This window comes from Lactobacillus sp. N54.MGS-719 (genome assembly GCF_000980505.1).
GTDB classification, from domain to species: domain Bacteria; phylum Bacillota; class Bacilli; order Lactobacillales; family Lactobacillaceae; genus Lactobacillus; species Lactobacillus amylovorus.
Window position 1 is genome coordinate 1 of sequence record NZ_LARO01000130.1, and the last position, 909, is coordinate 909.

The 909-nt window shown below is 35.8% G+C and carries 1 protein-coding gene and 3 tRNA genes; all 4 read right to left on the bottom strand.

The features are described from left to right. Positions 1-20: 20 nt before the first annotated feature. A tRNA-Met gene (locus tag WS44_RS09585) sits at positions 21-94 on the bottom strand. Between the two features lie 11 nt (positions 95-105). Further along, positions 106-192 (bottom strand) — tRNA-Ser (locus WS44_RS09590). 35 nt (positions 193-227) lie between these two features. Beyond that, positions 228-299, bottom strand: a tRNA-Glu gene (locus WS44_RS09595). Positions 300-521: 222 nt separating this feature from the next. Further along, positions 522-909: DUF3427 domain-containing protein (locus WS44_RS09600; protein ID WP_288145747.1), on the bottom strand; the 388-nt coding region annotated here is incomplete at its 5' end.

Below are 909 nucleotides of genomic sequence, written 5' to 3' on the forward strand. Positions count from 1 at the left end.
CACTGCTCCAATGGACCAAATTGCGGGAGCTGGATTTGAACCAACGACCTTCGGGTTATGAGCCCGACGAGCTACCAGACTGCTCCATCCCGCGATAATAAATTAAGGAGGATGTGGGATTTGAACCCACGCGCGGCAGAACCGCCTAACGGTTTTCAAAACCGTCCCCTTAAGCCACTTGGGTAATCCTCCATTAGCTTAATGCCAAAAAATATTAAACTGGCAAATGACCCGTACGGGATTTGAACCCATGTTACGGCCGTGAAAGGGCCGTGTCTTAACCACTTGACCAACGGGTCATGTCTCTTAATGAAGAGTACCTAATTATACTACCGAATCAAGTTTTAAAAGTCAAGTCCTTTTTTAACTTTCTTTCAAAACCTGATCTCTTAGGTGATCTCTCAATCACAACGTATTTAATATTAATAGATATGCAGATAAAATGCAAGTGTTTTTTCTATTTTTTTGCGAAAAAATGAAAATACGCTGTAATAGAGACATTATGCTGATGTTTTAACATTCTAATACTTAATCTTCGTCAGCATATAATACGTATTAATATCGACCGGAGTCGTTAACTTTAAGTTCATCGAAACAACTTTAACTGTTTTAGCATTATTTTTCTTATCTACTCTCTTCATTGCTTTTTCTCTAAAAGAGTCAACTTGAGGCTGACAAGTACCAAGATAGATAAAACTTTTACCGTCATCATCTGATTTTTTCACAAATAAATGAAAAGTAATTTCTTTATCCTTAAAATTTTGAATCTCTTTGCTTTCTAAATTCCGTGGGTATTTTGAATACATGTTAATAATAGACTGATTTATAAATTGATCTTGGTATGCCAAAGTTTGAGCATCGGGCTTTTTATTGTAAGTTATAAAAATAGCACAATTTTTCTTGTCATAA